Here is a 279-nt window from a genome sequence, read left to right on the forward strand (position 1 = left end):
TTCATCAAATCAGTCCTCGGATTGCTCGCGTAGGGCCTTTGGCACCCACTTCTTCTTCGGTGGTTCAGCAGTAGTGGGCCTACCTTCGATTGCAGTACGCGGGATGATCGGCCGACCGCGAGCATTCACCCAAAATGGGATTCCCACGGAACGCAACCATTCGGCTTGCAGCTCCTCGCGTCTCTTCCCGCGGCGCCCCGTCAGGATGCCTGTCAGTTCGCCAACTTCTTCTTCAGTAAGAAACGTCTCGCTCATCGAATGTCGCCTCCTAGGCGTCGG

General features: G+C 57.7%; 1 protein-coding gene. It reads right to left on the bottom strand.

What is annotated here, in order from left to right; translation table 11 throughout:
• Positions 1-9: 9 nt before the first annotated feature.
• The gene (locus SB717_RS35275; RefSeq protein WP_410854091.1) at positions 10-255 is read right to left on the bottom strand and encodes a DUF4224 domain-containing protein; all 246 of its coding nucleotides are present in this window, start codon (positions 253-255) and stop codon (positions 10-12) included.
• Between the last annotated feature and the right edge of the window lie 24 nt (positions 256-279).

Origin of the sequence: Priestia sp. SIMBA_032, from assembly GCF_046535215.1 — a bacterium.
Lineage (GTDB): Bacteria > Bacillota > Bacilli > Bacillales > Bacillaceae_H > Priestia > Priestia aryabhattai.

Excerpts from the sequence above, each read along its gene's own strand:
- SB717_RS35275 (WP_410854091.1), bottom strand. The coding sequence starts at position 255 with ATGAGCGAGACGTTTCTTACTGAAGAAGAAGTTGGCGAACTGACAGGC.